Here is a 26,824-nt window from a genome sequence, read left to right on the forward strand (position 1 = left end):
GCGCGCTACGGCCCCGACGCCTTCCCCACGGCATGGGTGGCGCGCGATCCCGGGGTCGTCCGCGACCACGCCCGCGACCCCTTCAACAATTTCGGCGCACCCATGTCCGTGCGATTCATCCGCGGCTTCGTCGACCTCTACGACGCCGTCAACGCCGACACCTGGTATCCGACAGTCCGCTCCGACCTCCCCGTCCTCATCCTCGCGGGCGTGGTCGCGGACGACCCCGGGATCGCGCGCCACCCATGCCGTGGGGAAGGCGTCGGGGCCGTAGCGCGCGGTGAAGCCGTCGAACATCTGCCCCGCGTAGGTCTGCGTCGACGTCGACGTCGGGTCGGACTCCGCGGCGAGGGCGTCGCGGTCGAGGACCTCGTCGATGCCGTGGATCTGGGCCGCGATGCCGCAGAGGATGAGTCCCTCGAGCCAGTCGCTGTCGTCGGACACGAGACCGCGCGCGATCATCGAACCCCACGAGTGTCCGAAGACGACGTAGGGCAGGTTGGGGTAGAGCTCACGCACCTTGTCGCGCAGGATACGTTCATCAGCCACGACGACCTGGTCGGCGTCGTCTCCGGCGTCGGCCCAGACTCCCGAGGTCATGGCCGTCTTGCCGTGTCCGGCGTGGTCGTCGGCGACGACGACGAACCCGGCGTCGAGCAGCTTGGTGATCAGTCGAAGGTAGCGGCGCGAGTGCTCACCGAGTCCGTGGACGATGTGGATGATGCCGCGCGTCTTGGTGGCGGGCTCATAAACCCAACCGAAGATGGTGTCGCGACCGTTGGCCGACGTGAACTCGATTTCGTGAAGTGACAACGCTGTCCTCTTCCGACGGGCCGCGTGCGCGGCGTGGGTGCGGTCGGTTATCGAGGTTAGACCTCGATTTCTCCTGGCGGGCACGTGTCAGGTATGCCAGAATCAACCGGTTGTTTTCTTTTGCGAAGAATCCACTCGGACGAACTCAGGAGCCGGTACATGCCGTATCTCGGATTGATCTACGTGGCGATCTTGGTCATAGCCCTGATCGACATCATCAACACCGACGACGCACTCGTGCGCGGAATGCCGAAGCTGGTCTGGATTCTCCTCGTTGTCCTGCTGCCCCTCATCGGCGCGCTACTGTGGCTGGCGTTCGGACGTCCGACCGCCGATGATCGTCCGCGCGCTGCTGCACCGGGTTCGGTCGCCGCGGAGTTCCCGGAATACGACCGTCCGGGTCGCTACATCCCCGAAGACCCCGAGGCCGATCGCGAGTTTCTCGCCGCGGTGCGTGCGCGCGCGGAGGAGCAACGACGTATCGCGCGCGAGCAGGCGCGACGCCGCCAGGACGGCGACGCCGCGTCGTGATCGGTTGCCGAGCTCGGCCCTCGGGCGTGCGGGTCAGGCGTCGACGGGTTCGGCGTCGACCTGCTCGATCGGTCCGGTGTCGGGAGTGATTCCGAACGTCGGTGCCGGAGTCAGTCCTCGTGGTCGCGTCGTCGAATCGGCTCACCCAGACGTTGACCCGCGCGGTAGATGTGGCCCTCCACCGTGCGGACGGACAGCGAGAGCCGTTCCGCGATCGCTTTGTTGGACATCCCGCGGCGTGCGAGGGTGACGATCTCCTGCTGTCGGGTCGGCATCGGGGCGTCAGACGTCGCGGCGATGATCGCCGGTGTGTTCAGTCCGAGGCGTTCGCGCAGTTCGCCGAGGTGTTCTAGGGCCGACAGACGTGCGCCGTTGCGGTCGGCTGCGGCGTAGGCGGCGGCCGCGTGGGCGTAGGTGTCGGCGGAGGCATCGAGCATACCGACACTGCGATATGACGCCGCGGCGCGGCACAGCGCGTCACCATCACGCTGCGCCAGGGCGAGAGCGTGGTCGGCGGTGGCCTGCGCGCGCGGAACGTCGGACAGCTCTGCTGCGAGTTCGACGATTCGCTGCGCGTGGCTGGCGTCGCCCCAGCGCAACGCGGTGTGGAGTGCGAATAGTTCGGGTGCGGGTAGCCCGCCCTCGCGTGCCCGCTGGCCGATCTCGACGGCGTCGGTGATCGCGACGGAGACCGCTCCTTCGAGAGCAGAGCGCCAGCAGGCGAGGAGGTCGATCCGGTCGCGACCGTAACCGAGTGCGCCGCAAGGAGGGTTGGGCAGACGGTCAACGCATTCGCTCAGTGTCGCCAGATCGCCGGCGAGGGCCGCGGCGTATCCGCGCTCGATGTAGAAGGGCAACCGCATGAAGTCGGGGCCGCCGCAGGCCAGCATGTCCCGGAGGGTTGCGTCGAGGCTGAGTGCGGCGTCGCGGGCATCGCCATGCGCCACTGCGGTGAGACCGCGGATGCCCCACGCCCAGTACACCGCGATGCCTCCGATGTCCTCGGTGACGGTGGCGACGTCGGAGGCGATCATGTCGAGAGTGACGAGATCGCCGGTGAGCGCGCAGAAGTATGCGTGCATGTACCCGACCTCGGCGCGGTGGTATGCCGCGGCGCGGAACGTGTCGGCGATCTGGTACGACGCCTTGGCGGTGTCGTTCATGTCCCGGACCCGCCCGAGGCTACCCAGCGCGGCAATTCTGCCCCACCCCACGAACATGCCGAACAGAGGCGGCAGGGAGTCCATGGCGGGGAAGGACGAATCGAGCTCCAGGGCACGACCGGGGTTGCCCGAGACCGCATCGCAGAGAAAGTCGATCATTGTCTTCGGCTGTTCGCCCACACCATCGTCATCGACCATCGAACGGGCCCCTGCGGCATCGTCGAAAACCCAGAAGCGGTTGGCCGCACGCAGGAACGCGACCGTGTCGCGCGTTTCGGCGTCGTCGATGTCGGCGAGCGGCGCCAGTGTCGCCTCGGCCGCGTCACCCCAACCCGAGACCGAGAGCGAATACCCGTGCTGGATGGTTGCGGGAATCGCGATCGGACCGTCGAGTGCCTTCGCGCTCAGCTCGCGCGCGAGTTTCAGGTTAAGTTGGTGAAGGGCTGCCGACGCTCCGTCGAGGATCAGTGAATCCCTTGTCGCGGGATCGATGTCGGCGTCGACGGCGAGTAGCGCTCGACGGATCGATGCGGTGCTGTCGGTGGTGTTATCGGCCGTGATCCGCTCGGCCAGGCGCGCACGCAGTCGACGGAGTCGCGCCACGCTCGCTCGCGCCAGCCTCACCTCGGCGTACAGGGGATGTCCGATCCGCACGTGCGGGTCGCCGCCGAACGGCTCGGTGTCGTCGACGACTATGTAGCCCGCCGACTCTGCGGCTTCGACGTCCTCGAGCGAGCACAATCGCTCGAGCACCGACATGGCAAGGGGTTCGGCGAGTGCGACCGAGTCGACGACCTCCAGTACAGAATCCGAGGCTCCACTCAACTGGGCCTCGACGGTGGTCGACAACGAATCCGGCACGCGTAGTTCGGAATCGATGACCCAGAAGCCACCGCGTCGGACGATGGCGCCCTGCTCGATGTTGGCCTCACACAGCGCGATCAGATACAGCGGATTTCCGTGCGTCAGGGTCCACAGACGTGCGGCCAACGGTGCCGATACCCGACCCCGCAATCCGACCCGCAGAAACTCCTCGGTCTCCTCGACGGTCAGCGGCGGCACGGTCATCACCGGGATGGTGCCCTCGCGCAGCAGGTCGGTCACGGAGGTGGTCGGCGGTGCCCCGTCGCGGAGAACGGCGAGGATCGTCACCGATGGTCTGCTGCGTAGTCGGTGCACCACCAGCATCGACTGCTCGTCGACGCGATCGATGTCGTCGATGACGAGGATCTGCCTGGGATGTGCGGAGAATCTGGCGACCAGATCGGAGATCCGCCGCAGCGGGTCGGTCACCTCGTAGTCGATCCACGCGGCGAATGCGCTCAACGGCACCTGCGGACTCGAGGCGGTGCCAGAGATCCAGTGCACAGGCAGGGGCAGACCCGCCACGGCCTCACGCGCCAGTCGGGTCTTTCCGCACCCAGCCGGTCCACGGAGCAGCAACAAGTCACCGGACGGGGTCAACAGTTCGGTTCTGATTCGTGCGGTCTCCGCGCTCCGCGTCGACCACGGCCAGCGGTCGCCCATGCGGCGACTGTAGGTCACTGGGCGCCGGGCGGTACGACGTTGTACGACGTTCGGTGCACCGAAGTCGCACGACTGCCCGTGCAACGGGGTTGCACGGGAAGGCGCGAGGGATGACCAGGTCAGGCGTCGACGGGTTCGGCGTCGACCTGCTTGATCGGTCCGGTGAACCACTTCTTCACCGACACGTGCCAGTACACGTAGAGCAGGATCAGCGCACCGCCGACGAGCAGCGGGGTGTAGTTGACGTACTTCCACTCGAAGCTCGCGTCCCATGGCATGCCGCCGAGCGAGGTCGGGAACATCGCGACGAGCGAGGTCAGTGCGATCTCGATCAGCGCGAGTGGCGCGATCCACTTGTACTTGGAGCCCAACGTCCACGAGCCCGCCTCGAACGAGTCGCCCGCCTTCCAGCGGTAGTAGATCGGGACCGCGAAGCACAGGTACAAGCCGACGACGCCGATCGAGACGACGGCATAGAAGGCGACGGGTACGGGTGCGCCGTTGATGTCGACCGACACCAGCGCGGGCAGGGTGATGATCGCGGCGATGGTGGCCGTCGCGACAACGGCGTTGGCGGGCATGCCATTCGAGCGGACCTTGGACCAGAGCTTGTGGCCGGGTACAGCGCCGTCGCGGCTGAACGCGAACATCATTCGCGACGCACTCGTCTGGCACGCGGCGGTGCAGAAGAGCTGGCCCGCGGTGGAGATGATCAGCACGACGCCTGCCCACTTCGAGGTGAGCGCCTGGGTGAAGATCGTCGCGACCGCGCCGCCACTCTTGGAGACGCCATCTGCGTCCTGGACTGCGAACAGGAAGCTGAGCAGCAGGATCCATCCACCGACGGCCGAGTAGGCGATGGAGCGCCAAATGCCCTGTGCCGCAGCGTTGGCCGCGCCTTTGGTCTCCTCGGAGAGGTGGGCGGAAGCGTCGTAGCCGGTGATTGTGTACTGGGTGAGGATCGCCGAGATGGGCAGCACGAAGAGGATGAAGCCGAAGCCCGACGTCTTGCCGTCGAAGATGCCGCTGTTGTTGACGGTCTTGGCGAAGACGTCGGAGAAGGATGCGTGCTGATCGGGGAGCAGGAACAGGATGAGAATGACTGCGGCAGCACCGAATACGTGCCACCAGACCGAGATGTTGTTGAGCATCGAGAGCAGGTGACCGGAGAATATGTTGATCAGCGCTGAGCACGCCAAGATGATCAGGAAGATGATGAACACTCTGGTCAGGCTGTACCCGTCGAGCCACGACTGGCTGAACGTGCCGATGGTGAGGTCGAGGAATGTCGCCGCGCCGTACGCGACCGATGCCAGGATGGCGATGAGGCCGATGAGGTTGAGCCACCCGGTGTAGAAGCCCGCCTTGGCGCCGCCGAGTTTGGCTGCCCACCAATAGATTCCGCCGGATGTGGGGTATGCCGAGACGAGTTCGGCCATGCAGAAGCCGATCAGCAGGATGAAGATCGAGACGATCGGCCAGCCCCATGCGATCGCGGCCGGTCCGCCGTTGTTCCATCCGAGCCCGAACGACGTGAAACAGCCCGACAGGATCGAGATGATCGAGAACGAGATCGCGAAGTTGGAGAATCCAGACCACGAGCGGTGCAGCTCCTGGGTGTAGCCGAGTCTCGCGAGGTGGGCCTCGTCGTCGGAAAGATCCTCGGCAACGGTGTCATGGCCTTCTGGCATGGGTGTGCTCCCCCGGGTAAGTGATGGTGCGACGCGCCGTTGCGATGCGCAGACCAGCAGAACATAAGCTCTTCGTGGTGATTTCGCATGCCAGAAACGGACATGGCGACGAATTCATGAGTGTGACGGTCGTTCCCCTTACGAAACTGCGGTATGGACGTCGGGTGAAATGATCGACGATCGGGCTGCGGGCATGGCGTCGGCCGACGATAATCAACCACAGGGGCGAGGATTTCGGGGCAGCACGAGACACAGGCGGTGAACGTGAGACAAGCCCGACCGAGCAAGCTGGCCATCATCGGGGCAGGCGCTGTGGGTACCGCGATCGCGTATGCGTCGTTGATTCGCGGTGTGGCGCGCACGATCGCGCTGATGGACATCAACACCTCGAAGGTGACCGCGGAAGTTCTCGACCTCTCGCACGGACTCGAATTCGTGCCACGCGCCGATATCATCGGCGACGACGACGTGTCGGTCTGCGCAGACGCCGACGTCGTCGTGTTCACCGCGGGGGCAAAACAGAAGCCGGGGCAGTCGCGGCTCGAATTGGCGGAAGCCACAATCAATCTGACCAAGAACATCCTGCCCGGTGTCATCAAGGTCGCACCCAACGCGGTCTACATCATGGTCACCAACCCCGTCGACATCGTGACCTATGCGGCGCTGAAGTACAGCGGGTTGCCCAGCAATCAGCTGTTCGGTTCGGGCACGGTGCTCGACTCGTCGCGCCTGCGGTTCCTCATCGCGCAGCACGTCGGCGTCGCGGTGCAGAACGTGCACGGCTACATCGTCGGCGAGCACGGCGACTCGGAGATCCCGCTGTGGAGTTCGGCGTCGATCGGTGGCGTACCGCTGCTGGAGTGGAAGCCCCTGCCGGGCGGCCAGGCCATCGACGCGCCGGCGCGCGAACGCATCCAGCACGAGGTGGTGCACGCGGCCTACAAGATCATCGAGGGCAAGGGCGCGACCAACTACGCCATCGGGCTCGCGACGACGCGCATCGTCGAAGCGGTGCTCAACGACGAACACCGCGTGCTGCCGATCTCGACTGTCACGGGCGGGTACGAGGGACTCGACGACGTGTGCCTGTCACTGCCGACGCTCGTCGACCGCAACGGTGCGGGCAGCCGACTCGAGATCAAGATGTCCGACGCCGAGCGCGAGGGACTGATGAAGTCCGCCGAGACGCTGCGGGAGATGCAGGACAAGTTCGGGCTGTAGCCGGGCTGTAGCGGCGCTCTCCGGCGCGCGCGAGGTCAGGGTTTGGCTCGGGCGTCGAATGGGCAGTCGGGTGCTCGGATGGATCAACTCGTCGAATCTCGGTGTGCTCACCCGCCCACTCGCCTGGGAAAGTCAACAGATTCGACAAATCCTCCGTGGAGTGGAACCAAACGGCCATCGATCTAGTCTGATCTGTATGCGCGACGACAAACTCCTCACCCGGATCGCGGGGTTGCTGCGGCAGGCCGAGAACACCGACAACGAGCACGAGGCCGAGACGTTCATGCAGGCCGCGCAACGGTTGGCGACGTCGGCCTCGATCGATCTTGCGGTCGCCCGTGCCCACGACCCCGCGGCCAGACGCAAGACGACGCCGATCACCAGACAGGTCGCGATCGGCGAAACCGGAAAACGTGGATTGCGCACGTACGTGCAGCTTTTCGTCGCGATCGCGCGTGCCAACGACGTGACCGTCGACGTCGCGGGCAACAACACGTTCGTGCTGGCGTACGGATACGAGGCCGACATCGACACGTGTGAGGCGCTCTACACGTCGCTGCTGATCCAGATGGTCGCGGCGAGCGACGCCTACCTGCGCTCGGGCGACTACCGGGGCGAGACGTCGGCGCGGGTGGTGCGCAAGGGGACGGGTTGGCGGTCGCGGAGAGTCGTCGAACGTAAGCCGCTCGCCCCGATCACGGCGCGGTTGAACTTCCAGTCGGCGTTCGCCGAGCGGATCGGCGTGCGGCTGACCGAGGCACGCGATGCCGCACGGGCGGAGGCGGTGGAGCGTGACAACTCCCGCGAACTTCCCGCGGGCTCGACGTCGACCGCACTTGCGTTGCGCGACAAAGAACTCGAGGTCACCAGCTTCTACAAAACCGAGTCGACGGCGCGTGGCACCTGGCGCCCGACGACCGCGTCGTCGGGGTACTCGGAGGGCGCGCGCAAAGCGGGCGACCGCGCGGGGCGTCGAGCAAAGATCGGTGCCGACCGCGAATTCGGCGCTCCCCGTGGGGCACTCGAGGGTTAGGGTGTGCGGCTCAGCGCATCTCGCCCTGCAGGGCGTCTTTGTAGCGCGCGTTCTGGGCGGCGTCGGTGCCCTCGGGAAAGGTCATGACGAGGTCGACGACCTGAAAGTCTCCCGGATGTGCACCCGCGTAGAGCTGGGCACGGCCGGAGGTGGGGAACTGCATGAGGACAACTTGGTCGGATTCGACAGCTCTGCTGCACCCGGCTTCGGGACATCGCGCGGCAGTCGCGTCGTGACGACCGGTGACGGGCAGTCCGGTGGCGGCGATGCGGTCGAGTACCTGGTTGAGTTGGGCGGGGTCGACGGGATTGTCGACGTACGACGTCGAGGGCGCCGATACCGCTGTGACCTCACCCGCCGACGAACTGCAGCCGGTCAGCGCAACCCCGACGATCGCGGCGCCGACGATCGCGGTCGCGGCGGACTTCCCGATGGTGTGCGAGCGCGGCGTCATCGCGTGGACTCCCTGCGTGTCGAGGTGCGAAATGCTGACGTCGTCGAGCCTAGTCATGGCGGGGCAGCCCGCGGCATGCGCCATATCGGGGTGCGACAGGTCGGGGAGCGTCATGCCGCCGCGTGACACTCGGCGCGAACGGTTCTACGAGGCCGAGCGCATGGTGTTCCGGATGTTCGAGCGTGCAGGCGGTACGCACACGGTGCAGCTCGCGGGCACGGAGCTCACGCTGCCCGTCGAGGTCCAGTTCGCCTCGGTCGACTCCGTGCGCGACTACGTCGGTCGTGTGCTGTCGATGCCGTCGGTGAAGCAGCGCTTCGACGCCGCGTCGACGCCGGTGTCGGTGCGGGCACGCCGCGGACATCGCTCGGCCCACTACGCACGACGCGTGGACTCGGATCAGCGTGAGATCGCGATCCCCGACTCCACGGAGGGCCGCTGGGCGCTGCGCGAACTGGTCGTGCTGCACGAGATCGCGCATCACCTTGACGATTCGGACGGGCCGGCGCATGGTCGGGAGTTTGCGACGACGCTGACCGAGCTCGTCGGAGTGGTCCTCGGCCCGGAGGCCGAGTTCGTCTACCGCGTGGTGTTCGCGGATTCGGGTTTGTGAGGGGTCCGGCGACCTGGCTCAGAAGCCTTCGCCTGCAAGGAACGTCAGGTGGCTCGGGTGCTCAGGGTCGAGGACCAGGCGTTGTCTGCGGCCGCGCGCCTTGACCAGATCGGGCACGACGGTCAGATAGCGCGGGAAACTCGCCGCGTATACGTCGACGCGTAGTCGATGGCCGGGTTCGAGGACGGCATCGGTCGGGACGAGGTCGACGTCGATGCGCACCGGGGCGTCGGGTGGCACCGGAAGTTTGCGCTTGCGCGACAAGAAGTGGTGCGCGCCAACGAGACTGCCGTCCGAGGCGTAGGTCGACTTGCTGGGATCGAGCGCCCGATTCGACGCCGAGAGCGCGCCGTTGGTCAGCACCTTCGACGTTCCATCCGGCGCGACGTCGTTGACGGTGACTGCCCAGATGGCCTCATGCGCTGTGGTGGCGACGTTGAGGCGCAGATTCATCGAACCGCTGATCTGCGTCTGTTGGGTGACGGGAGCACTGGTGAACGAGAGTGCGCCGCGCTCTTGGAATCTGGCGTCGGAGGTGAAGTATTTACCCAAGGCCATCGTCGCGCCCGCGGTCACCTGTGTCATGTCGCGCGAGACGAGTCCGCGGACGTCCGCGCGGACGTGCAGCGAGGTGTAATCGGTGCACGGTGTGGATTGCAGGCTGCCGTCGTGTACGCAATGTGTTGCGCTGGAAGAACATTCACTCGACAAATAGAGCCGACGCGGTGCGACGCCCTGGCGCGGGAACGACTGGCCGGCGGTCCACGTGCCACCCTGCTGGCGCAGTGTCACCGGTCCGTAGTGCTCGACGCCGTTCGCGTGTCCCTTGAGCCAGCGGTCGAACCAGGCGCGCTCGAGGACGTCGAGACGAGGTGGCGCGAACTTGCCGCCGTAGCCGGACCCGACGTCGAAGTGATAGCCGTCGCCGACGATCAACTGCTTGCGGCCCGGTTCGAGGTTGAGACGCTCGTAAATGCCTGTGGCACTGCGGCCGAAGAGGTCGTGCCATGCCCCGACGGTGAGCGTCGGCGCCTCGATCTGATCGATCTGCGGATCGCGGGCGTCGAAGTACGGGTCGTCGAAGATGCGGTCGTCGCGGGCGGTGAGAAAACCCCAGAGCAGCGACGGGATCTCGGTTGCCGGAGATGCGACACGGTCGCGAAGGTAGCGGAAGTGCTTGCCGCGCACAACATCTCGCAGCAGAGTCGACGGATTCGGTACCCACTTCAGGATGTTGACCACGGACAACCACGCCGGGATGAACGCCGAGGGCATGCCGCCGGTGATGTAGATGTCGCGCACGATGTCGTCGCAACCCTCGACCGCGAACACGGCGCCGAGCTGGGGCGGACGCTTGTCGGCTGCCTGTAGCGAGTTGATGGCCGAGTACGACCATCCCGCGAGTCCGACCTTGCCGTTGCACCACTCCTGCTCGGAGACCCAGTCGATGATCTCGACGGAATCCTGCTGTTCACGTGGGCCGAGGATCTCCCACTTGCCGTGGCTGGCGCCGGTGCCGCGAACGTCGACGATGATCTGGGCGTAACCGCTGCGCACCAGGTTTCGATTGATGCCGAAGACGTCGATCACGCCGCCGGCGAGTACCTGGGTCAGGGTGGTCAGCCCCTCGAGAGGTGTGCCCGTCGCGTCGACCGATCGTGCTGCCGCACGCACGGCACCTCCGATGACGGGGGCGTGCATCGTGGTGTCGATGAAGTCGATCGCCGCGCGGTTGTACGGGTTGATGTTGATGATCGCCGGGTAGGGCGTCGTGACCACGTCGCCGAAGCGTGTGGCGGGCCGGACGATTGTCGCCCGCAACTCGACGCCGTCGCTCATCGTCAGAGTGACATCGCGGTCGATCGAGACGCGTGGGTAGACCTGCGGGCCGTCGACCTGCTCGCGCCAACGCATCGCACTGGCGCCGCCGGTGGGATCGCCGAGGGGGAGGGTTCCGAACACGGGCGCATCGGACGTGGATCGACGCTGAGGAACCGGGTCGAGCGGAAGTGGCTCAACCCGACCGCGGTCGGATTCTGTCGGTCCCAACTGAAACGCCATGGTGCATCAGCCTGCCTTTGAGGTCACTGCACCTGCGTCAGCCGGTTCGACCGGTGGGCGTGCTGTCGCCGATGCCGTCACTTCATCGTGTCGGTTGGAGAAGCTGAACCGCGTTGTGGCGCATGGCCCCAACCCCACCCGGTTGTGGTCCATCTCACTCCGGACACCGACACTAGCCCATGTGTGGTCTCGGAACGCTAACTAGGGGGCGTCAATTTGGCCCTCGTAGACAAAGGCGCAGGTCAGGGTTGTATCAATCCTGAACATTCTGTTCGGATAGTCCGAGATCCACCGCGGCGGCGGCTTCTTGAACCATCCATCCCGAGAGCTGAACCGAGAGATCTCGCTCGGGAACCGCAGACGAGTTGACCGCTCCCGCCACGAATGCGGCGTCCCCGCCGCCGCGGGTGGGCCTCGCGGCGGGCTGGTGCCAGTCGGCGCTGAACACCACGGCGTCGTCGACCTCGGTGCGCGTCTGCCAGGCGGCGTCGGCGCTGGTGAGGACGAGCGCCGCGCTCCGACGACGAAGCTCATCGGCACCGGGGAGATCGGCGGGCAGATCGGTCGCGACGAGCGCCAGATAGCGGGCGAGAACGCCCATGAACAGTCCGCCGTCGCCGCCGCCCGCACCACGGATCACCCCGTCGGGGCACTCGTGGCTTTCGACCGCTGTGAGCAGACGGTCGATCCGGGCGAGGTGTACGGGATCGCGGGTGAGCCGCGCGGCCTCGACCTCCGAGCCCAAGACGACTCCCTGGCAATACGTGTAGATCGCGGTGACGCGCTCGAACCCGCCGTCGCGCGGCTTGACGCCGTCGATGACGAGGTGGGAATCGGGGTCGACGAGTGTTGCGTTCATCCAGTCACACATCTCCAATGCGCGCTTCGCATGGCTGCCGGGCTGGGTCCCGGCCTGCCCCGTCCGCGCGAGCAGAATGGTCGCGGGTCCGTTGGCGGGGGCATTGAAGAAGGTGTCGATGGTGCGCCACGGGATGCCGCCGCCACGTTCAGGCTCCCAGGCGTCGTACATGCGCTTGCTCAAGACGCGCAGTGCCTTCGGATGGTGGAGGTCGAGGTGACGGTCGGCGCGCTCGATCGCAAGCCCTAGCCACGCCATGTCGTCGTAGTAGTTGTTGGTCCACCGTCCGAGGTTGCGCAGCCGGATGCCGCGCAGGAGGCGGTTGGCGAGGTCGGCGAGGTCGGGGTCGTAGGGTGCGTCGTCGACGGGGCGGTGGATGGCGGCGTCGACGATGAGGTCGAGTAGATGGGCGTGCCACCAGTAGTGCCAGAATCCGAAGCGACTACGCAGAACGTCGAGCGGGAGGCGACTCGGCGGCCATGCGACCGTTGCGATGCGTGTGCCGGGCACCCACCACGCATGTCGAAGATGCCTACCGAGGATCGAGTCGGCCGCGATTGCGGCGCGGTCGTTGGGATCCGAGACGGCGCCGGCGGGCGATTTGGATGCATTCCCCATGGTCGGGTAGCCTATTACTTCGGTGTGACGTGCACGTGTACGTCGTATCGGTTCAACCAGAGACCGTCGGTCATCGGGAGCGATTCCGATCGAAGGACGACTGCAGCGTCGCAAGGCGCGAGGTCGGCGGCCCACGCAGGGAGAACGAGGAATAGTGGTGGGCGCCCTGGAGCGCCTCGCCGAGAAACTACGCCCCGTGCCATCTGCGTGCCGGGGCGTTTATTTGTTTCGCCCCTCCTTGCGGGTATCTGGTCCGAACTCTGACCAACTCGAGTGATGAGGAAGGAGGCGAAGTATGGCCAAGTCCGAAAAGATCGCAGCAGTCGCTGAGATCGCCGAGCAGTTCAAGGGCTCAACGGCGACGGTCGTCACGGAATACCGTGGATTGTCCGTCACCCAGATCACCGATCTGCGACGTTCCCTCGGCGAGGGCGCAACCTACTCCGTCGCCAAGAACACCCTGGTGAAGCGTGCCGCTGCTGAGGCGGGCGTTGAGGGACTCGACGAGCTGTTCTCCGGCCCGACCGCGATTGCCTTCATCGAAGGTGAGCCGGTGGTGGCCGCGAAGGCGATCAAGAACTTCGCCAAGGACAACAAGGCTCTGGTCATCAAGGGCGGGTACATGGATGGCAAGCCGCTGTCCGTTGCCGAGATCGAAACGATCGCCGACCTTGAGACCCGTGAGGTCTTGCTGGCCAAGCTCGCCGGTGCCATGAAGGGCAACTTGGCAAAAGCCGCCGGACTGTTCAATCAGCCGGCGTCGCAGGTGGCACGACTCGCTGCCGCCCTGCAGGAGAAGAAGGAATCCGCAGGCGAATAAGTACCTCGGTACTCATCCGCCAGCACACAAGCATTCCCCCGCGCGGGGATTGACAAGACAAGATGCCCCGCGTGGGGACTTACAGGAAGGACGCCACCATGGCGAAGCTCACCGCTGACGAGCTCATCGATCAGTTCAAGGAACTGACCCTGCTGGAGCTCAGCGATTTCGTGAAGAAGTTCGAAGAGGTCTTCGAGGTCACCGCGGCCGCACCGGTCGCTGTTGCCGCTGCAGGCGCACCGGCTGCTGCCGGCGCCGACGCTGCTGCCGAGCAGGACGAGTTCGACGTCATCCTCGAGGGTGCCGGCGACAAGAAGATCCAGGTCATCAAGGTCGTGCGTGAGGTCGTTTCCGGCCTCGGCCTGAAGGAGGCGAAGGACCTCGTCGAGGGTGCTCCCAAGCCGATCCTGGAGAAGGTCGACAAGGAGGCCGCTGAGGCTGCCAAGACCAAGCTCGAAGAGGCCGGCGCCAAGGTTTCCGTCAAGTAAGCGGAGGCAACCGGAGCCTGCGGAGGTTGGCGGAGCGCGCTTGCGTGTCGACTTCCGTCAAGTAAGACGGTCTCCGAAGGCTTTCAGCCACGCTCTTCACACGAGCCCGGGACAGCTGTGCTGTCCCGGGCTCGTTGCTGTCCGCGGGTAGCCCACAGTTGCCGCACAATGTGACCGCCAACCTACTTTTGTTATGTCGGTGGCATGGGATACTCTCTTGGGCAGTCAGGTTACCGGCCGGTAATTGGTCAAACCTGAGAACCGCCGAGAGGCGGTGTGGATACGGGGGAGCAGTCCGCTAGAGTGACCCCAACCACAGTTGAGTCCGCCTGCGTTCGTGCCGCCTATGTCCGATGTCTTGCCTTGGCTGCCACGCTTCGGGACCCGAGTTTCTTGGAGGATGTAGTGGGTGTTGAGGTCAGCGTCGAGGGGCTCACCAAGTCTTTTGGTTCTCAGAACATCTGGCGTGATGTGACGTTGACCTTGCCGTCGGGTGAGGTGTCTGCGCTGCTGGGACCGTCGGGTACCGGCAAGTCGGTGTTTTTGAAGACGCTGATCGGTCTGTTGCATCCTGAGCAGGGTTCGGTGGTGATCGACGGCACTGATATCACGCAGTGTTCGGCCAAGGAGCTCTATGAGATCCGCAAGTTGTTCGGGGTGTTGTTCCAGGATGGCGCTCTGTTCGGGTCGATGAGTTTGTACGACAACATCGCGTTTCCGCTTCGTGAGCACACGAAGAAGAAGGAAGATGATGTCCGGCGGATCGTGATGGAGAAGATCGATCTGGTCGGTTTGGCCGGTGCCGAAGACAAGCTGCCGGGTGAGATTTCCGGTGGTATGCGTAAGCGTGCCGGGTTGGCGCGGGCGTTGGTGCTCGATCCGCAGATCATTTTGTGTGATGAGCCGGACTCGGGTCTCGATCCGGTGCGTACTGCCTATATCTCACAGTTGCTGATCGACATCAATGCGCAGATCGACGCGACGATCTTGATCGTGACGCACAACATCAACATCGCCCGCACGATTCCGGACAACATCGGCATGTTGTTCCGGAAGGAGTTGGTGATGTTCGGGCCGCGTGAGCAGTTGTTGACTTCGGAGCAGCCGGTGGTCAAGCAGTTCCTCTCCGGTGATCGGTTTGGTCCGATCGGTATGTCGGAGGAGAAGGACGAGGCGGTGCAGAAGCAGGAAGAGGCTATGCAGGCCGCCGGCATTGGTGGTGGCGGTACGAAGGATGATTTCTCGGAGATCATTCCGCAGGTGCAGCCGAATCCGGGGATGCCTGAGCGTAAAGCGGTCGCTCGGCATCGTGAGCGGGTGTTGGAGTTGTTGCCGTCGTTGCCGGAGAACGCGCAGCGCGCGATCCGTGAGTCGATGCAGCAGGAAGACCAGATCCGCGAGGAATCCCGCGCCCACGCCGCAACCACCCAGGGCGTCGAATGGTCCGACACCGAGGGTGGCCTCCAGGCAGGCAGCGAGAACGTCATGGTCGACACCTCCACCGACGTCATCGATCACGGTGACCGCAATCAGGGTGGGTACGGAAACGACTACGCCGGTAACGATTACGCCGGTGACGATGCGCAGACCCAGCAGTGGGCTGTGCCGGAGGAAGCGAAGACTCAGCAGATCGAGTCGGAACGTCCCGAGGGTGGGCGTCACTACGGCGGGGGCTCATAGGTATGACGAATGCCACCACGCGTGGCGTCGACAGAATCGCGCGGGCCGGTGAAGGTGCACTCGCCCAGACAGGCAATATCGTCCAGCTTTTCGTCGATGTAGCACGCCAGACTTTCGTGCGCCCATTCCAGTGGCGCGAGTTCATCCAGCAGGCATGGTTCATCGCAAGCGTGACGATCCTGCCGACTGCGCTCATCGCGATCCCGTTCGGCGCCATCGTGTCTTTGCAGACTGGTTCGCTGATCAAGCAGCTCGGAGCGGAGTCGTATACCGGCGCCGCGTCGGTGCTGGTCGTCATCCAGCAGGGCTCGCCGCTGGTCACGTCGCTGTTGATCGCGGGCGCCGCGGGCTCGGCCGTCGCCGCCGACCTCGGATCGCGGACCATTCGCGAAGAGATCGACGCGATGGAGGTGCTGGGCATCAATCCCATCCAGCGCCTCGTCGTACCTCGTGTGCTCGCAATGGTGCTGGTCGCGATCCTGCTCAACGGTCTGGTCGCCGTCGTCGGTATCGGGGGTGGCTACTTCTTCAACGTGGTCGTCCAGGGCGGAACGCCGGGTGCATACCTGGCGTCATTCGGCGCGCTTGCCCAGCTTCCCGACCTCTGGATCTCACTTCTCAAAGCTGCCATCTTCGGTGTGATCGCGGGCGTCGTCGCGTCGTACAAGGGACTCACCCCGAAGGGCGGCCCCAAGGGCGTCGGTGATGCGGTCAACCAGAGCGTCGTCATCACCTTCCTGCTGCTGTTTCTGGCCAACCTGATCATCACTGCGGTCTACCTGCAGATCGTCCCGCCGAAGGGGAGCTGACCATGGCCGGTGGAGTGACTATCGCCAAGAGCCGCCCCGAGTACTACATGTACGAGGCGCGCAAACAGCTCGGCAAACCACTGAAGTTGCTCGACGGTGCGGGCGAGCAGATGTCCTTCTACGGACGCACGCTCGCCTGGATTCCGCGCACGCTGGTCCATTACACGCGCGAGGTCCTGCGCATTCTCGCCGAAGTGGCGTTCGGTTCCGGCGGTCTCGCCGTGATCGGCGGCACCGTCGGCGTGATGGTGTTGATGTCGGGGTTCACCGGCGTCGTGGTCGGTCTGCAGGGCTACGCCGCACTCGACCAGATCGGCTCGCAGGTGCTCACCGGCTTCTTGTCGGCGTACGTCAACACCCGAGAGGTCGCGCCACTCGTCGCGGGTCTCGCGTTGTCGGCGACGGTCGGTTGCGGTTTCACCGCCCAGCTCGGAGCCATGCGCATCTCGGAGGAGATCGACGCGCTGGAGTCGATGGCCGTGCCGTCGATCCCGTTCCTGGTGTCGACGCGCGTGATCGCAGGCTTCATCGCGGTCATCCCGCTCTACGTGCTCGGACTGTTGTCGGCGTATTTCGCCTCCAGAGTGGTGACGACTGTCTTCAACGGACAGTCCGGCGGCTCGTACGACCACTACTTCAACCTGTTCCTACCACCGGAAGACGTGCTGTGGTCTTTCGGTAAGGTGCTTGTCTTTGCGTTCGTGATCATTCTCGTGCACTGCTATTACGGCTACTACGCAAGTGGTGGCCCCGCGGGTGTCGGCGTGGCCGTCGGACACGCTGTTCGAGCGGCATTGGTCCTGATCGCCGTGCTCGACTTCTTTCTCGGCCTCGCCATCTGGGGGACGACGACGACTGTGAGAGTGGGGGGCTAGGCGATGACAGTGATTCGTCGCCGGTTGCTGGGACTGGTGTTCTTCATCGTGGTCGCACTGTTCTTCACGCTCACGATCATGAAATTCAACAAGGACTTCACGACGTTCACCGACGTCACGCTGAAGACCGACTCGGTGGGTAATGCGCTACCGTCGAATGCTGACGTGAAAGCGCGCGGCGTTCTCGTCGGCGAGGTGCGCGACGTCGAACCCGCAGGCAATGGCACGGTCAACGTGACGCTCGGCCTCAAGCCCGAGATGGCCGCGCAACTGCCTGCCGACACCACCGCACGCATCCTGCCCAAAACGCTGTTCGGCGAGCGCTACGTCGCACTTCAGGTGCCCGAGCAGGCGTCGGGTCCGACGCTGGCTAACGGCGCGACGATCCAGACCGACACGAGCGGCAACGCGAAAGAGGTCCAGGATCTCCTCGACCGTCTGCTGCCCGTCCTCGACGCGATCCCGCCGCAGGACCTCAACGTGACCCTGACCGCGTTGTCGCAGGCGCTTTCGGGTCGCGGTGAGCAGATCGGTACGACGCTCGAAGAGCTCAACACCATCTTCGGTCGCCTGTCGACACCGAAGAATCTCAATTCGCTCGAGGGCACGTTGCAGGGCCTCGCGTCGTTCTCGAAGACCTACTCGACGGCGTTGCCCGACGTCATCGACGCACTCGACAACTTCCGCACGACCAACAAGACGATCGTCGACCGTCAGGGCGATCTGCGGACGTTGATCGCAACGCTCGGGACCGCGTCGACCGACACGACCAACTGGTTGCAGCAGAACGGCAACAACCTCGTCGATCTCGTCACCGACTCGGAGCCGTTCCTGACCGGACTCGCCAAGCAGTCGCCGACGTTCGTCTGCGCCTTCCACAACTTCGCGACGCTGATCCCGGAATCGGAGAAGATCGTCGGAAAGGGCACCAAGAACCCCGGTGTGCGCGTGAATCTGCAGTTCGTCAATCCGCGCGGTCGCTATCTGCCCAACCAGGACGAGCCAAGGTTCTTCGACCAGGATGCCCCGGCTGTCTGCTACGACCCGCCGACCAACGGCCGCCCGTTCCCGCAGTACCCCGGCGGTAGCCTCGCCGACGGCTCGTACCAGCCGCCGTCACGCAACCCCGGCCCGACGACCGTCCAGAAGCTGCCGCAACCGCAGTTCACGAAGACGCCTGTCGGGACAATCCGCGAGAACTCGTTCGACGATCCGACCTACCGGGCGCAGCTGAAGGTGATCTACGGCGCGGCCAGCGGGACCGAACCCGACGACGTGCCCACCTGGACCACCATGATCGGTGCTGCGCCACTGCAGGGAGCGCAGGTGCACATCAAATGAAGTCCATTGTGGGGCCGTTGACCAAACTGATCGTCTTCGCGGTGGTCACCGTGGTCGCGACTGCGTTGCTCGCGCTGACCATCGCCAACATCGGTGGTGGGGCAGACAACGACTACAAGGCCGTGTTCACCGACGCGTCGATGCTCAACAAGGGCGACGACGTGCGCATAGCCGGTGTGCGTGTGGGTCAGGTCAGCAACGTCGAGGTCTACGACAAGAACCGGGCGCAGGTCTCGTTCAACGTCGACCGCCAGCTGCCCGAGGGTGCGCAGATCTACATCAAGTACCGCAACCTCACGGGTCTGCGTTACCTCTCGGTCGAGAAGGGTGCGGGCGATGCGTCGCAGACCGTGAACCCCGGCCACACCTTCGGTGCGAACCCGAACGAGAACAACACGCATCCCGCGGTCAACCTGACGCAGCTGTTCAACGGCTTCAAGCCGCTGTTCCGCCAGCTTCAGCCCGAAGACGTGAACAAGCTCTCCGACGAGATCATCAAGGTCTTCCAGGGTGAGTCGAGCAACGTGTCGAGTCTGATCAGCGATACCGCCGATCTGACCAACTCGATCGCCGACAAGGACGCCGTGATCGGCGACCTGATCACCAACCTGACCAAGGTCCTCGACACGGTCAACCGGAACGACGAGCAGTTCACCGCGCTCCTCGACAACACCGAGCAGTTGGTGACGGGCCTTGCCGCACAACGCGGTTCGGTCGGTTCGGCGATCACGTCGGTCTCCAACCTGACAGCGGTCACGGCGTCGATCCTCACGTCGACGCGGCCGTCCATCCAGGGCGACATCGCCGGCCTCAAGCAGGTGGCCGACCAGGTCAACAAGCGTCGCGACGACGTCGCGCAGATCCTGACCAACCTGCCGATCAAGCTCCAGAAGATCGGCCGTGCGGCGACATTCGGTTCCTGGTTCCAGTTCTATCTGTGCGGAATCGACGTCGTCGCAGGAAACGGCAAGTCGACGCTGCTGACGCAGCCGCTCGTCCCGCTTCCGTACATCAACCACGTCCTTTACACCAGCGCGGCAAGCCGTTGCTGGAAAGACAACCAGCCAGGGGGGTGAGCATGGCAGACGGAACAGCCCAGAAGAAGCCGGGGCACAAGCGATTCGGTGGGCATCGCAGCCCCGTCAGTATCGGTGCGATCGGTATCCTGATCCTGCTCATGATGGCGGTGTCGGCGTTCTACCTGACCTCGTTGCCGCTCGTCGGTGCGGGTGCCCAGTACACGGCCAAGTTCACCGAGGCCGCCGGGCTGCGCAAGGGCGCCGAGGTGCGCGTCGCGGGCGTGAAGGTCGGTGAGGTCAGCGACGTCGCGCTCGACGGCAACCGCGTCGACGTGAAGTTCCGCGTGACCAACACGTGGATCGGCGATCAGACGCAGGCGTCGATCCAGATCAAGACGGTGCTGGGGCAGAAGTATCTGTCGCTCAATCCCCGTGGTAGCAAGATCGCCGACCCGAGTGTCGCGCTCACCGATACGGTGTCGCCCTACGACGTGATCGAGGCGTTCTCCGACGCCGCAGACTCGGTCGAGACCTTGAACACCGATCAGCTCGCGACGTCGATGAAGGCGATCTCCGACACGTTCTCCGGAACGTCGGGCGATGTCGGACCTGCGCTCGAGGGCGTCACGCGTCTGTCGCAGACGATCGCCAGCCGCGACCAAGAGGTGCAGAAGCTTCTCGAAGCGACCAAGAGCACGTCGAAGATTCTCGCTGACCGCAACCAGGAGTTCGTGAAGCTGATCGCGGGTGCAGGCCAGTTGCTCGACGAGCTCAACAACCGCCAGAAGAACATCTCGGCGTTGCTGAAAACGACGACGGCACTGAGTGATTCGCTGAGCGGGATCGTTCGGGACAACGAGGCTCAGATCGGCCCGGCGCTCGACTCGCTGAAGGGCGTCAACGATCTGCTCAAGGAGCAGAACAAGAACCTTCAGGACACGATCACGTACATGGCGCCGTTCTATCGGCTCTATGCGAACGTGCTCGGCAACGGTCGGTGGTTCGAGTCCGTGGTGACCAACCTCCTGCCGCCTGCACTGCCGCAGCAGAACACGACGCGCCTGCCCAACAAGCAGGCGAACCAGAACAACGGTGGAACGGAGGCAACCGGATGACCACCCCGGATCTGTCCAAGACCTCCGGTCCCGGACGTTGGTTCACCCCACGCCACATCGTGATCATCGTGCTCGGGTTGATTCTCGCGCTGATTGTCGCCGGCGCGCTGTGGTGGGTCTTCAGCTCGATGGGGACCACCAAGATCAACGCGACGTTCGCGCGGACCGTCGGTATCTACAAGGGTTCCGACGTCCGGGTTCTCGGCGTGCCCGTCGGCAAGGTCGACTCGGTCACCCCCGACGGCCAGACCGTCAAGGTGACGATGACCGTCAACCGCGGCGTCGACCTCCCCGCCGATGTGCGTGCGGTTCAGGTGATCCCGTCAGTGGTCGCCGACCGTTACGTGCAGCTGACACCCGCCTATTCGGGTGGCCCGAAGGCGCCGCGAAACATCACGCTGACCGAGAAGCAGACGATGGTTCCCGTCGAGGTCGACAAGATCTACGAGAGCGTCGAAAAGCTGTCGAAGGCGTTGGGTCCCAACGGTGCCAACAAGGACGGCGCGGTCAGCGACCTCGTCGCGGTCGGCGCGCAGAACCTCGAGGGCAACGGCGCCAAGCTCGGCGATGCCATCGAGAATCTGTCCAAGGCGACGACGACCCTGTCGGACTCGCGCGGCAACATCGTCGACACCGTCAACAATCTCGACGTGTTCGTCGGAGCGTTGAAGGAGAACGACTCCCAGGTGCGCCAGTTCAACAACCAGATGGCGTCGTTCAACACGTTCCTCGCGGGGGAGCGTCAGCAACTGTCGGCCGCGCTGAACAAACTGTCGATCGCACTCGGCGACGTCGCGACGTTCGTCGCTGACAATCGCGAGCAGATCGGCCAGACCGTCAACGATCTCAAGCCGACGACCCAGGCGCTCGTCAACACTCAACAGAGTCTCAAGGAGACGCTGACCGTGCTGCCGCTGACGATCAACAACCTGATCAACGCGTACGACGCGGAGTCGGGCACGATCGCCATGCGACTGACGCTGCCTGACCTGCAGGACCCGACACAGGCGACCTGCCAGTTCCTCGACCTCGGTGCGCTGCTTCCGGGTAATCCCGCGGCAGATCAGTTCAGCGACACGCTCAAGCCGTTCATCAACCAGTGCAAGACGATCGGTAAGCAGATCACCAACAACGTGCTCACCCCGATCCTGCCGGTGTTGCCGTTCGGCATCATGAGCAACAACAAGCTGCAGAAGTACCCGGTCCCGGGAACTGTTCCCGGGACACCCGACCCGCAGGCGAACCCGGGCCCGGCGACCAAGACGCCGGCATCGGCGAAGCCGTCGGCCACACCACGGTCGGGAGGTAACTGATGACTCGGCATCTCAGTCGGTTCGTTCCGCGCGCGTGGCGTGGGGTCATCGCCGCGGTGGTGGTCCTGACCGCGATGCTGACGGTCGCAGGTTGCGGGTCGAATGGAATCCAGTCGATTCCGCTGCCCGGCGGCGTCGACGTCGGCGACAACCCGCGCACCTACAAGATCCAGTTCTCGAACATTCTCGATCTGGTTCCGCAGTCGGTGGTCAAGCGTGACGGCATCCCCGTCGGACGTGTGACCAGTGTCGAGATCCCGAAGAACGAGTGGTTCGCGCTGGTCACCGTCAAGGTGAAGAACGACATCGATCTGTCCGATCAGGCTGGTGCAGCAGTGCAGCAGACGTCACTGCTCGGCGAGAAGTTCGTCGCGCTGACAGAGCCTGCGAACAGTGCCTCGTTGCCACGCCAGGACCAGTCGACGGCGATCCCGCTGGATCGCACGCGTACCGCAACCGATATCGAGCAGGTACTCGGTGCGCTGTCGATGCTGCTCAACGGTGGTGGGATCAACCAGCTCGAACCGATCGTGACCGAGCTCAACAAGGCGCTCGACGGTCGTGCCGACAAGGTGCACGACCTGATCGGCAACGCCAGTTCACTCGTGGCAGGTCTCAATCGCCAGCGCGACTCGATTCTCGCGGCGATCGACGGCCTCGACAGGTTGTCGGACAGGGCCGCTGCGCAGACGACGCAGATCGACCGCATCCTCAAGGAACTGCCTGCAGGTGTGGCGGTGCTCGAGGAGCAGCGTCCGCAGTTCGTCGACCTGCTGACCAAGCTCGACAAGCTCGGACAGGTCGGCACCGACGTTCTCGGACGATCGCACGATGCGTTGATCACCGATCTGAAGGCGCTGCGTCCCGTGCTCACCGAGCTCGCGAAGGCGGCGCCGGACCTGATCACCGCAGCACCGTTGATGCTGACGCACCCGTTCCCGGACTCGTTGTTGCCTGCGGTGCAGGGCGATTCGACGAACCTGTTCATGACGCTCGACCTGCGTCTGCTGAATCAGCTCGAGGCGCTGGGCGTCGGTCAGGGGACGCCGAAGTACTCGCCCCCGCAGCGCCACGACGTTCCGGTGAATCAGAGCAACCCGTACATCAACGGAAACGGCCCGCGCTACGGATGGCCGACCATCACGTTGTTGCCGCCTGCCGCCAATGCGACACCGGGTCCGAACACACCACCGTCGGGTGGCCGCTATCCGGCATCGGCGACGGTCCCGCGCGGCAGTGGAGCGTCGGCGGCCAAACCCGCCAACTTCCCGGCGCCGGCGTCGAGTGACCAGAGGTTCATCGATGGTCCGCTGAAACTCCTGGGGGTCGGATAGATGATCAGCAGACTCGCGAAGATTCAGCTCATCTTGTTCGTGGTCGTCGGCCTGGTCGCGATCGCCTTTGTCGGCGCCAAGTACGCACGACTCGACAAGACGGTCGGAATCGGCACGTACACGGTGACGGCGTCGCTGAAAGATTCAGGCGGCATCTTCACCAATGCCGAGGTGACCTACATGGGCATCCCGGTCGGTCGTGTGGGCAAGCTCGAGCTGACCAAGACCGGAGTGAACGTCGCACTCGTCATCGACTCGAACTCGCCACAGATCCCGGCGGATTCGGTCGCGGTGGTCGCGAACCGTTCGGCGATCGGTGAGCAGTATGTCGACCTGCAGCCGCAGTCGACGGGCTCGCCCTACCTCGCCGACAACTCGACGATCACTCGGTCGTCGGTTCCGCCGCCACTCGAAGACGTCGTGTCGTCGGCGATCGACTTCACACAGTCGATCCCGATCGACGACCTGCACACGGTCATCACCGAGCTCGGCAAGGCGTTCAACGGACAGTCCGAGAACCTGACGCGGCTCGTCGACTCACTTGGCAAGCTCTCGCGCGCAGGTGTCGACAATCTCGACCAGACGATCTCGCTGATCAACAACGCCAACGTCGTGCTGGCGACGCAAGCCGAGCAGTCCGATCAGATCCTCGCGTGGTCGCGCAGCCTCGACCTGGTCACCGCGACGCTCGCGGCGTCCGACCCGGACCTGAGGCGATTGCTCACCACCGGAACGACGTCGGCGACGCAGATCTCGAATCTCATCCAGAAGAACGGCGGCGACATCGGGAAGGTCGTCGGTCAGCTCTCCGAGGTTGCACGCACGATCCAGCCCGCCAGCTACATGACGAACGGAACGTTCGCGATGCTGTCGGCGCTGTCGGCGGGTAGCCATTCACCTGCGCCCGGCGATGGACAGATCCACTTCGGCATCGTGCTCGAGACCAATAACCCGGCGGCGTGTACGCGTGGCTATGAGTCGACCGACGCCATGATCGACCAGATCCGTAAGAAGGACCCGAAATTCGATATCCGCTACGACGAGTTCCCGTTCAACACGCAGGCCTCCTGCGACGTCCCGTTCGGAAATCCGACCGGTGTGCGCAGCGCCAAGCGCGTGGAGTACGCGAACCCGAATATCACCCAGCCCTGGGATTCGACCCCGAAGAAGGATCCGGACAAGTTGAATCTGACCCCGTTGGCCACGCAGCTGGCGGCAATGATGGGCGTCCGTCCGGTCAAGCCGGGCGGGTTCGGAACCGACGGATTCGGTGGCTGACCTGGGAGAGCGCCGCGTCGTCGACGATGTGCGTCGATCGAATTGGCTCTCTCTCAGGTGTGCTCGATACAGTGACGCGCGATGACCACCATGACTGATCCGACAAAGGCGTCGGAGCCGACGAATGCCAACGACAGCACGTGGCGTAGTCACCCGCTCGTCGGTGTGCTCGCTATCGTCGCGGTGCTTATCGCCGCAGCGTGCGTTGCCTTCTTCGGCTACCGCGCCTACGAGGTGTACTTCGTCGAGAAGCCGATCCAGACCGCGCGCGATGAGGCGGTGTCGGGTGCCGAGCAGGCGATCATCAACGTCACGACCGTCGACCCCAAGAACACCGCCGACTGGAAGCGTCGCGTCGACAGCTCGTTGACCGGCAAGGCCAAGGAGCAGATCACGGCGCAGGACGTGACGACGCTCAATCAGCAGATCACGCAGGCCGGGCCACAGGCTGCGACGCTGACGTCGCGGCTCAAGCGCTCAGCCCCGACTGAGGTCAATGCCGACGCAGGCACTGCCAAGGTGCTGATCTACGTCGACGCCACGGCCAAGCGCGAGAACGAGGCGGGCGTCACCCAGACGATGGGCTTCTCGGTCAGCATGACCAAGACGGACGGCACCTGGAAGGCGTCGAACATCTCTCCGCTCGATGGGATCAGCGTCGATGACCCGGGACAGTCCGGCTCTGGGAGTCAGCAGTCCGGCCAGCAACCCAGTGAGCAACAGGGAGGGGGGAACTGATGGTACGTCCACCGCGCAAGTCGGGTAACGGCCCGTCCCGTCGACCCTCCGCCTACCGGCCGCGCGTCGCAGGCCGTGGCCGTACCTCGGCCGCCGGCGAGCCGCAGACGCCCGAAACGACCGAGAGTCCTGAGATCACGGAGAGCCCTGAGACCACGGAGAGCCCTGCGACCACGGAGAGCTCTGCGACCGCGGGGACTCCTGAGGCCACAGAAAGCTCGCCGGTCAAGGACGTTTCCGCCGAGAGTGCCGACAGCAGCGCCGAGAGTGCTGACGGCGCCGGGCAGGGCACCGCTGACGCGGCTGTCACTGCCGACGGTGCCGAGGACAGCCTCGAAGGCACTCAGGACAGCGTCGAGGGGACCGCAGAACCCGTCGCCGAGGCCGCCGACACTGCAGAACCCGTCGCCGACTCCACCGAGGCCGACTCCACCGAGGCCGCTGACAGCACCGACGCCGCCGAGACCACCGCGGGCGGTGGCCTATCGCTCACGAAGTCCGACGCGGGTGCCGCGGAGGCCCGGCCGACCGCAAAGACTCGACGTGTCGCACGCGTGTCGACCATCAAACCCAACACCTCGTCGAAGACTTCGACGACAGAGGCGTCGTCGGATCAGGATTCGAAGAAGCGTCGGGTCGGGTCGCCGACATCGCTTCTGAGGCTGAGCCGTCGCACGCTGACGGTCCTCGGAGTCATCACCGGCGTCCTGGTGATCGCCGCAATCGTGCTGGCGCTGCACCCGGGCGCGACGATCGGCCCCAACAAGGCATTCGTCGACCAGGCCGCCACCACCGAGCTGGTGTCACAGGCACAAACCAAGGTCTGCACGGCCAACTCCGCGAACGGAACGAAGTTCGACGAATGGTCGAACAAGGCGAGAGCCGGCCTGACCGGGGAAGCGCTTGCACAGTTCAACAAGCAGGTCGCGCCGCTCAAACAGGTCATGGAGCAGGCCAAAGCCACCACCGACTGCCAGATCGACGCGATCGGCGTTCGTGAACTCACCGGCAGCGGCGACGATTCACGAGCCGTCATCGTGGTCAACATGGTCCTGTCCGGCACCCAGAACGGCGTACCGACGCAGAGCCTCACCCCGCGCTACCAAGTGAACATGGAGAAGCAGGGCGACTCGTGGCTGATCGCCAAGGTCGCAGATATCTGATTTTTTTTGCGCGGCTCGTGGCTTCGTCTTTTGCACGGCTCGTGGCTGCGCCGCCCCGTTCTGCACGACGAAGAGCGAGGAGCGAAGCGACGATGCGGCAGCGTCGGCTCGTGGATGCGCCGCCCCGTTCTGCACGACGAAGAGCGAGGAGCGAAGCGACGATGCGATGAGGAGGAAGAACGGGGCACAGGGCGCAGCCACGAGCCGTGCAAAAGACGAAGCCACGAGCCGCGCAAAAAAAATCAGATATCTGCGACCTTGGGCAAC

General features: G+C 64.6%; 23 protein-coding genes. 17 read left to right on the forward strand and 6 right to left on the reverse strand.

Annotated elements, in window-relative coordinates:
- The coding region (locus tag A5777_RS14445) for an alpha/beta hydrolase (protein ID WP_231895072.1) at positions 1–813 on the reverse strand (813 nt) is incomplete at its 3' end.
- A 159-nt stretch (positions 814–972) separates the two neighbouring features.
- On the opposite strand from A5777_RS14445, the gene A5777_RS14450 reads away from it, so the two are divergent.
- Positions 973–1,344 carry a PLDc N-terminal domain-containing protein gene (locus A5777_RS14450; RefSeq protein ID WP_064863194.1) on the forward strand — a complete coding sequence of 124 codons (372 nt, stop codon included), beginning with the start codon at positions 973–975 and terminating at the stop codon, positions 1,342–1,344.
- A 110-nt stretch (positions 1,345–1,454) separates the two neighbouring features.
- On the opposite strand, the gene A5777_RS14455 is transcribed toward A5777_RS14450, so the two are convergent.
- Both A5777_RS14455 and A5777_RS14460 read right to left on the reverse strand, forming a co-directional pair.
- The gene (locus tag A5777_RS14455; protein ID WP_064863195.1) at positions 1,455–4,034 is read right to left on the reverse strand and encodes a sigma factor-like helix-turn-helix DNA-binding protein; all 2,580 of its coding nucleotides are present in this window, start codon (positions 4,032–4,034) and stop codon (positions 1,455–1,457) included.
- A 119-nt stretch (positions 4,035–4,153) separates the two neighbouring features.
- Positions 4,154–5,725 carry an amino acid permease gene (locus A5777_RS14460; RefSeq protein WP_064863196.1) on the reverse strand — a complete coding sequence of 524 codons (1,572 nt, stop codon included), beginning with the start codon at positions 5,723–5,725 and terminating at the stop codon, positions 4,154–4,156.
- Positions 5,726–5,989: 264 nt separating this feature from the next.
- Here A5777_RS14460 and A5777_RS14465 point away from each other — a divergent pair, with 264 nt between their 5' ends.
- On the forward strand, positions 5,990–6,946 hold the full coding sequence (locus tag A5777_RS14465) for an L-lactate dehydrogenase (RefSeq protein ID WP_064863210.1): 957 nt from the start codon (positions 5,990–5,992) through the stop codon (positions 6,944–6,946).
- 196 nt (positions 6,947–7,142) lie between these two features.
- A complete protein-coding gene (locus A5777_RS14470) occupies positions 7,143–7,979 on the forward strand; it encodes a DUF2786 domain-containing protein (RefSeq protein WP_064863197.1) in 837 nt (278 codons plus the stop codon).
- Between the two features lie 10 nt (positions 7,980–7,989).
- Here A5777_RS14470 and A5777_RS14475 read toward each other — a convergent pair whose 3' ends face one another.
- Entirely contained in the window at positions 7,990–8,490 is a 501-nt protein-coding gene (locus A5777_RS14475) for a hypothetical protein (RefSeq protein WP_231895073.1), read from the reverse strand.
- Between the two features lie 55 nt (positions 8,491–8,545).
- Between A5777_RS14475 and A5777_RS14480 the strand changes: the two genes are divergently transcribed.
- Positions 8,546–9,046, forward strand: coding sequence for a TIGR04338 family metallohydrolase (locus tag A5777_RS14480; RefSeq protein WP_064863198.1), 501 nt, complete (start codon positions 8,546–8,548; stop codon positions 9,044–9,046).
- 18 nt (positions 9,047–9,064) lie between these two features.
- Here A5777_RS14480 and A5777_RS14485 read toward each other — a convergent pair whose 3' ends face one another.
- Positions 9,065–11,107: a CocE/NonD family hydrolase gene (locus A5777_RS14485; protein WP_064863199.1), complete on the reverse strand. Its 2,043-nt coding sequence runs from the start codon at positions 11,105–11,107 to the stop codon at positions 9,065–9,067.
- A 253-nt stretch (positions 11,108–11,360) separates the two neighbouring features.
- Positions 11,361–12,584: a glycoside hydrolase family 76 protein gene (locus A5777_RS14490; RefSeq protein ID WP_064863200.1), complete on the reverse strand. Its 1,224-nt coding sequence runs from the start codon at positions 12,582–12,584 to the stop codon at positions 11,361–11,363.
- 295 nt (positions 12,585–12,879) lie between these two features.
- Between A5777_RS14490 and rplJ the strand changes: the two genes are divergently transcribed.
- The 13 genes from rplJ to A5777_RS14555 all read left to right on the forward strand — a co-directional run bounded on the left by rplJ (position 12,880) and on the right by A5777_RS14555 (position 26,557).
- The gene (gene rplJ, locus A5777_RS14495) at positions 12,880–13,404 is read left to right on the forward strand and encodes a 50S ribosomal protein L10 (RefSeq protein ID WP_049698686.1); all 525 of its coding nucleotides are present in this window, start codon (positions 12,880–12,882) and stop codon (positions 13,402–13,404) included.
- A 98-nt stretch (positions 13,405–13,502) separates the two neighbouring features.
- Positions 13,503–13,892 (forward strand): 50S ribosomal protein L7/L12, encoded by a 390-nt coding sequence (rplL, locus tag A5777_RS14500; protein WP_039857022.1) that lies wholly within the window; start codon positions 13,503–13,505, stop codon positions 13,890–13,892.
- A 405-nt stretch (positions 13,893–14,297) separates the two neighbouring features.
- Positions 14,298–15,572, forward strand: a complete 1,275-nt coding sequence (locus A5777_RS14505) for an ABC transporter ATP-binding protein (RefSeq protein WP_064863201.1) — start codon at positions 14,298–14,300, stop codon at positions 15,570–15,572.
- A 2-nt stretch (positions 15,573–15,574) separates the two neighbouring features.
- Positions 15,575–16,381 (forward strand): MlaE family ABC transporter permease, encoded by an 807-nt coding sequence (locus tag A5777_RS14510; protein WP_005209182.1) that lies wholly within the window; start codon positions 15,575–15,577, stop codon positions 16,379–16,381.
- 2 nt (positions 16,382–16,383) lie between these two features.
- Positions 16,384–17,256 carry an MlaE family ABC transporter permease gene (locus tag A5777_RS14515; protein WP_005209184.1) on the forward strand — a complete coding sequence of 291 codons (873 nt, stop codon included), beginning with the start codon at positions 16,384–16,386 and terminating at the stop codon, positions 17,254–17,256.
- A 3-nt stretch (positions 17,257–17,259) separates the two neighbouring features.
- Positions 17,260–18,597, forward strand: coding sequence for an MCE family protein (locus A5777_RS14520; protein ID WP_064863202.1), 1,338 nt, complete (start codon positions 17,260–17,262; stop codon positions 18,595–18,597).
- Positions 18,594–19,673: an MCE family protein gene (locus tag A5777_RS14525; RefSeq protein WP_064863203.1), complete on the forward strand. Its 1,080-nt coding sequence runs from the start codon at positions 18,594–18,596 to the stop codon at positions 19,671–19,673. Before A5777_RS14520 ends, A5777_RS14525 begins: the two co-directional genes overlap by 4 nt.
- Positions 19,674–19,675: 2 nt before the next feature.
- Positions 19,676–20,731, forward strand: coding sequence for an MCE family protein (locus A5777_RS14530; protein ID WP_064863204.1), 1,056 nt, complete (start codon positions 19,676–19,678; stop codon positions 20,729–20,731).
- Entirely contained in the window at positions 20,728–22,044 is a 1,317-nt protein-coding gene (locus A5777_RS14535; protein ID WP_064863205.1) for an MCE family protein, read from the forward strand. Before A5777_RS14530 ends, A5777_RS14535 begins: the two co-directional genes overlap by 4 nt.
- On the forward strand, positions 22,044–23,378 hold the full coding sequence (locus tag A5777_RS14540) for an MCE family protein (RefSeq protein WP_064863206.1): 1,335 nt from the start codon (positions 22,044–22,046) through the stop codon (positions 23,376–23,378). Before A5777_RS14535 ends, A5777_RS14540 begins: the two co-directional genes overlap by 1 nt.
- Positions 23,379–24,656 (forward strand): MCE family protein, encoded by a 1,278-nt coding sequence (locus A5777_RS14545; protein ID WP_064863207.1) that lies wholly within the window; start codon positions 23,379–23,381, stop codon positions 24,654–24,656.
- Between the two features lie 81 nt (positions 24,657–24,737).
- A complete protein-coding gene (locus A5777_RS14550) occupies positions 24,738–25,394 on the forward strand; it encodes a hypothetical protein (protein WP_064863208.1) in 657 nt (218 codons plus the stop codon).
- Complete coding sequence (locus A5777_RS14555) at positions 25,394–26,557, forward strand: hypothetical protein (protein WP_064863209.1); 1,164 nt, start codon at positions 25,394–25,396, stop codon at positions 26,555–26,557. Before A5777_RS14550 ends, A5777_RS14555 begins: the two co-directional genes overlap by 1 nt.
- Positions 26,558–26,824 lie beyond the last annotated feature (267 nt).

It is taken from the genome of Gordonia sp. 852002-10350_SCH5691597 (assembly GCF_001665715.1).
In the GTDB taxonomy this organism is placed as follows: Bacteria; Actinomycetota; Actinomycetes; order Mycobacteriales; family Mycobacteriaceae; genus Gordonia; species Gordonia sputi.

What these genes read in the sequence shown, in the direction of transcription:
- A5777_RS14470 (WP_064863197.1), top strand. Translation starts at nt 7,143, where the DNA reads ATGCGCGACGACAAACTCCTCACCCGGATCGCGGGGTTGCTGCGGCAG.
- A5777_RS14460 (WP_064863196.1), bottom strand. Translation starts at nt 5,725, where the DNA reads ATGCCAGAAGGCCATGACACCGTTGCCGAGGATCTTTCCGACGACGAG.
- A5777_RS14555 (WP_064863209.1), top strand. Translation starts at nt 25,394, where the DNA reads ATGGTACGTCCACCGCGCAAGTCGGGTAACGGCCCGTCCCGTCGACCC.
- rplJ (WP_049698686.1), top strand. Translation starts at nt 12,880, where the DNA reads ATGGCCAAGTCCGAAAAGATCGCAGCAGTCGCTGAGATCGCCGAGCAG.
- A5777_RS14530 (WP_064863204.1), top strand. Translation starts at nt 19,676, where the DNA reads ATGGCAGACGGAACAGCCCAGAAGAAGCCGGGGCACAAGCGATTCGGT.
- A5777_RS14525 (WP_064863203.1), top strand. Translation starts at nt 18,594, where the DNA reads ATGAAGTCCATTGTGGGGCCGTTGACCAAACTGATCGTCTTCGCGGTG.
- A5777_RS14490 (WP_064863200.1), bottom strand. Translation starts at nt 12,584, where the DNA reads ATGGGGAATGCATCCAAATCGCCCGCCGGCGCCGTCTCGGATCCCAAC.
- A5777_RS14475 (WP_231895073.1), bottom strand. Translation starts at nt 8,490, where the DNA reads ATGACTAGGCTCGACGACGTCAGCATTTCGCACCTCGACACGCAGGGA.
- A5777_RS14550 (WP_064863208.1), top strand. Translation starts at nt 24,738, where the DNA reads ATGACCACCATGACTGATCCGACAAAGGCGTCGGAGCCGACGAATGCC.
- A5777_RS14540 (WP_064863206.1), top strand. Translation starts at nt 22,044, where the DNA reads ATGACTCGGCATCTCAGTCGGTTCGTTCCGCGCGCGTGGCGTGGGGTC.
- rplL (WP_039857022.1), top strand. Translation starts at nt 13,503, where the DNA reads ATGGCGAAGCTCACCGCTGACGAGCTCATCGATCAGTTCAAGGAACTG.
- A5777_RS14515 (WP_005209184.1), top strand. Translation starts at nt 16,384, where the DNA reads ATGGCCGGTGGAGTGACTATCGCCAAGAGCCGCCCCGAGTACTACATG.
- A5777_RS14450 (WP_064863194.1), top strand. Translation starts at nt 973, where the DNA reads ATGCCGTATCTCGGATTGATCTACGTGGCGATCTTGGTCATAGCCCTG.
- A5777_RS14520 (WP_064863202.1), top strand. Translation starts at nt 17,260, where the DNA reads ATGACAGTGATTCGTCGCCGGTTGCTGGGACTGGTGTTCTTCATCGTG.
- A5777_RS14510 (WP_005209182.1), top strand. Translation starts at nt 15,575, where the DNA reads ATGACGAATGCCACCACGCGTGGCGTCGACAGAATCGCGCGGGCCGGT.
- A5777_RS14480 (WP_064863198.1), top strand. Translation starts at nt 8,546, where the DNA reads ATGCCGCCGCGTGACACTCGGCGCGAACGGTTCTACGAGGCCGAGCGC.
- A5777_RS14485 (WP_064863199.1), bottom strand. Translation starts at nt 11,107, where the DNA reads ATGGCGTTTCAGTTGGGACCGACAGAATCCGACCGCGGTCGGGTTGAG.
- A5777_RS14535 (WP_064863205.1), top strand. Translation starts at nt 20,728, where the DNA reads ATGACCACCCCGGATCTGTCCAAGACCTCCGGTCCCGGACGTTGGTTC.
- A5777_RS14545 (WP_064863207.1), top strand. Translation starts at nt 23,379, where the DNA reads ATGATCAGCAGACTCGCGAAGATTCAGCTCATCTTGTTCGTGGTCGTC.
- A5777_RS14455 (WP_064863195.1), bottom strand. Translation starts at nt 4,034, where the DNA reads ATGGGCGACCGCTGGCCGTGGTCGACGCGGAGCGCGGAGACCGCACGA.